Below are 4,490 nucleotides of genomic sequence, written 5' to 3'. Positions count from 1 at the left end.
GTTGAGGAGTTCCCGTCGTTTCATGCCCACCGACGGATCACCTCGGATTCGTTCTTTACTGGGAGAGGCGTCCGAATCGGCGGCAGGCGAAACATCTGAGTCCGCGTCGACAGGGGCTTCGGATGCGACGGGGACCGGCAGCGTCGGGCGTCGCGACCGTCTCGCCCGCCGCAGTCGCGGTACATCCGGGCGGTTATCGGAAGCATTCGGGCTTGACGACGGAGTCGGCGTCCACCGTCACCCACGTCGACAGCCGCTCGTCATCGGTCGCCTCAGCTGGGAACACCGTGACCCGATCGGGACCCGACGACCGCCTGTCGACTTGGTGTACCAGACCGATGAACGCGGGACTCACCGATTTCCGCCCGGTCGTCTCGTCGTTCTTCGACCTCTGGTTGGTATCTATTGTCATCTGTTACTCGTTCGAGTTATTCGGCAGCCTGTGCTTGAACCCTTATAATAGGCGAACGGACGCGTCAGAAGCCGACCGGTGGGATATATACTCGTCGTGACCAGTCCGTCATGCCCCTTCTCGCTCAACGAAGACGAGTCCACTCCGACATTTAGATTGTAGTTTTTCAGATTGAGATAATCAGACTATGGCGTGGGCCCAGACGGGACTCCGGAGATGGGCGATCATGTCATAGTCGGCTTGATACAAATTCGACTCTCTCTTGATCAGAAAATTCCCGGCCGGCCGCTGATTTCGTACGGAGCGATATATATCACTCATAGCAACGAAAACGGTACCTCGGTGAAATTCCCGGGTATATGTCCTCGCCCGAATGCGGGACGCTATCTCCGGTACTCGATACGCTCCACACCGGTGTGGCGATCTATGACGCCGCCTCTGGGGCTGTTATCGACGCGAATGCGCGACTGGAGGAAATCCTCGGATACAGTTCGGACCGACTGCGTGAGCTCTCCGTGGCCGAATACACGGCAAACACCTACCCGCACACCGAGTCTGAGTTCCACAATCGACTCTCCAAGGCCGCCAACGGAAGCCCGCAACAGTTCGTGTGGCGAGCCAAACGAGCGGACGGCGAACTCATTTGGATTCAGGTGTTCACTTCGCGACAGCGCCCGACGGCGGACCGCTGTGTCCACGTCGAGGTACGAGATATCACACGGCACTACGACACCCATCATCGAGCGGAACTGTTCTGGCGCGTCCTCCGGCACAACCTCCGGAACGAGGCCGCGATTATCATTGGATGTGCGGAGCAGGCGATGAACGGCCCCGAGAGCGGACCGTCCGAAGAGGTCATGTCGACCATTCGATCCAGAGGCGAGAAGCTCGGTAACATCGCCACGTCAGTGAAACAGATCGAACACGCGGTGACCGACTCGCAGACGAGCGTCGCCCGGGTTTCCGCTGCGGGCGCCGTGCGGGACATCGCGAATCGGATAGGCGCCGAGCACCCCGACGCGGACATCCGGGTCAGCGAACGGCAACGGATGTGGATCGACGTCAACGATGCGTTCGAGTACGCGCTCGCACACGCCGTTGAGAACGCGATCGTCCACAGCAACGACGAGGCGCCGGCAGTCGAGATAACGGTCGGCCCGTCGCCCAACACCGGTCGCGCGGAGATCCGCATCAAAGACACGAATCCGCCGATCCCACCCGAGGAGATCGCCGCGCTGTTTTCGCCGACCGTCACCACGAGCACGTCCCACGGCTCTGGGATCGGCCTGTTCGTGATGAAGTGGTGCGTCGAATCGCTCGGGGGAGAGGTGTTGTTCGAATCGCGGAATTCCGGGGGAAACGCCGTCTGCTTACTCCTGCCGCCTAAGCAGCACCAGGATTCGATGACGACCGATTGAGTTCGCTGTTCGCGACGGCGCGTACGTCTCGATGAGAGTTACCCTCCCTCAGTCAGCATGAACCGGTCTCCAATTCGCTCCATTCGACATCGATCCGAGGTCTGTCGGCAGCGCCACGTCCGGAGGCGAAACGAGGGGAGGTTCACGAAAACAACCGAGGCGACCGCACCTGTGAATTACCTTGATAATCACAAGCCCACACCGGGACATACGGAGCGGAACGGATGTCTATTGAACCGAAAGTGATGTGTTTCTCTTGGAGATCTCATCCATCGGTAATTCCGCCTTCGAATTCGTCACTGAGGTGCGATTCAACTTCGTAGCGGGGAGCCAAGTGGTCAGCCGTCACGATCCGATAGCCGTCTGATCGACTCGCACTGTGTATGTAGCAGTGCCGTTTCGAACTTCCCATCCTCTGTCAGCAGCGGTAAGACCGATTGAAAAGATAGATTTGCGGAACCAGTACAGACAGTCAGAGCTGAACCGACTGTCACTGATTATTGACTCCTGGCGTCGCGTCCTCGGGGCGAAAATCCTCACTCCGACATCGCTGTACCAGTCCACAACTTAATAACTGCGAGCGTACCGAGGTCGGCGACGAGGAGCACCACGATAGCAGCGATTGGTGTGCCGGCGCCCAGTCCCTTGGCGACGAGGTAGACAGCGACGAACACGGCAGTCACGACAGCACAGGCCACGAGCGCCCACGCAACCGCCAGCGGGGGTTCGTACTGGTGCGGCCAGCGGTCGTAGAGTTGCGGGACGCCGACCCCGAGTGTCATCAGCACGAGGAAGCTGGCCTCGAACCCGCTGTCCAGCCAGTGCTGGACGCTGTAGGCGGTCGGAAGAGCAACGACGATGGCAGCGAGGAGGACTGGAGTCTCTGGGCCGAATAGCCATCCCTCGTTCGTTCGAGGACGCCAGACACGTCCGGCTCAAGGGGACGGAAGTAATAAAATCTCGTCGCCGCCCCGGCCGCCTGAGCTACCTCCCGGGATGCCCCCCAGTCGAAGGACTGTAAGATTCGCTTTCGAATTGAGCAAGTATCGTCCCCGAAACTTCTTAGTAACTGCTGGTTTGGCACCTTGCCATGGAATCAAGGGACTACGCCATCCTGTTCGTGCTTGACGTAATTGCAACCGTAGTTGCTATTCTTGTGTACATTGGTATTGGCGGCTCATTCTAATCAGCTAGCGAAATTGCTCTTGGGCAAGCGATTGTTGGTGGGGGACTGTCTTACGGTTACGTCACAGCCTTGAACTGAGTAACTTAAGATCGACGCGGTTGTCACGAGCGAATCCGCCGATCATCTGCCCCGAACCACCCCGCTCCATGACGACCAGCGATCCGCTACGGAGGAGCGATCGTTATATTCAATGTGATCTCAATCTGGTGCCAGTATAAATGATAGATGCCCTCCGAAATCAGTTCGAGAAGGAAGACACTGAGACGCTGGTCGTTGCTGGGATGGCACTGTCAGTCACCGGGAGCGCGGTGTGGGTAAGTGCCAGCGACGAACGAATCAGTAGCATTCTGGGTATCAGTATAAGTGCCCTGGGTGTCGCGGTGCTACTCGCCACTGTCGTCTGGGGTACCAGTGAAGAGGTCTGACCAACAATCTGCTACCCAAAAGCGAGCGAAATAGATGCGGCAAAGAACGGATGTGAGAACACTTCTCTGACACTTTAGTAATGCCTGGGCCTAACGAACCACGAATGTTCCACGTCGGGGTGATGGCATCGTAGATTGTAGCGAAGGCTATGGTCCATCGGTCGACTGCTTGTGGCCGGTTGGGATCTCCGCTGCTATGCTGTTGTAATCCCTTCCGGGAGGTCAATCACGGACACGTCGAACGTTTCGCGCCCATCGACGCGTACCGTCCGGCCGAGCGGCCCTGACTGTGAAGCTTGTACCTCGAACCCGCAATGTAGTTCGCTGGGCAGCGTAGCATCATACGGCTGGAATCGGCCTTCCACGATGATCGTGCCGTCCTCGTGTACATCAGGAGCTTGCACAGCAAGTTCTCGCACAGCACCGGTGTAGCCGTACGTGGTGCGGATGTCGGGCCACTGAGGCGGTTGCACGAACGCTCGGAGCCCCGCCGCCCCATCATAAGTGCGCGGGACCCCGATGTAAAACCGGAACGAGTCTGCCTGATATCCCTGATAGGATTCTCCGGCAGCGAGGTCTGCGACAGTCGAGTTCAACCTGAACTGCAGGGCAGGAATCACCGAGTCCGCATCCACGGCCATGTTGAACACTTGAAACCGGATTGCCGCGTAGCCGATCCCTTCGAACCCCTGATCGCTCTCGGCGGCACTAGCGGGGTAGGCCCAGATCAGGGTGTTCCCGTCACGGGTGGTTCTGGAGTCAACGCTCGCGGCCTTGCCCGGGAGTCGAGCGGTACAGCCAGCGAGGCTGACACTCGCAGTGGCGGTTACTCCGGCAAGAAAGCGCCGCCGAGAAACCGTCCGGGTGGGAGTCGTCGGACCGACCTGGTCAGCGGTGCCAGATGATGACTCGTCCTCGCTGGCGTAGTCCTCAGAAGAGGAATTTGATGAGCGGTGGCTGTGGAGGGGACCAAGCGGCATACCCGCAGTTCAAACGTGAACCACTCGTATGTTATGGCTGGACTCGATCCTCAGAGAGACAGCCTGAGG

Annotated in this window: 4 protein-coding genes; 2 read left to right on the top strand and 2 right to left on the bottom strand. The window is 58.7% G+C overall.

From position 1 onward, the window contains the following. Nucleotides 1-771 precede the first annotated feature (771 nt). The gene (locus EXE44_RS16060) at nt 772-1,830 is read left to right on the top strand and encodes a PAS domain-containing sensor histidine kinase (RefSeq protein WP_092920995.1); all 1,059 of its coding nucleotides are present in this window, start codon (nt 772-774) and stop codon (nt 1,828-1,830) included. A 536-nt stretch (nt 1,831-2,366) separates the two neighbouring features. Here the strand turns inward: EXE44_RS16060 and EXE44_RS16055 are convergent. Beyond that, nucleotides 2,367-2,618 (bottom strand): hypothetical protein, encoded by a 252-nt coding sequence (locus EXE44_RS16055; RefSeq protein ID WP_137717926.1) that lies wholly within the window; start codon nt 2,616-2,618, stop codon nt 2,367-2,369. A 616-nt stretch (nt 2,619-3,234) separates the two neighbouring features. Here EXE44_RS16055 and EXE44_RS16050 point away from each other — a divergent pair. Then, nucleotides 3,235-3,441, top strand: a complete 207-nt coding sequence (locus EXE44_RS16050; protein ID WP_092920993.1) for a hypothetical protein — start codon at nt 3,235-3,237, stop codon at nt 3,439-3,441. A 194-nt stretch (nt 3,442-3,635) separates the two neighbouring features. Here the strand turns inward: EXE44_RS16050 and EXE44_RS16045 are convergent, their stop codons facing one another. Then, the gene (locus tag EXE44_RS16045) at nt 3,636-4,421 is read right to left on the bottom strand and encodes a hypothetical protein (protein ID WP_137706740.1); all 786 of its coding nucleotides are present in this window, start codon (nt 4,419-4,421) and stop codon (nt 3,636-3,638) included. Nucleotides 4,422-4,490 lie beyond the last annotated feature (69 nt).

Origin of the sequence: Halorubrum sp. SS7, from assembly GCF_005435055.1 — an archaeon.
Lineage (GTDB): Archaea > Halobacteriota > Halobacteria > Halobacteriales > Haloferacaceae > Halorubrum > Halorubrum salinarum.
Note: the sequence above shows the minus strand (reverse complement) of the source record. Positions and strands in the feature narration are given on the sequence as shown.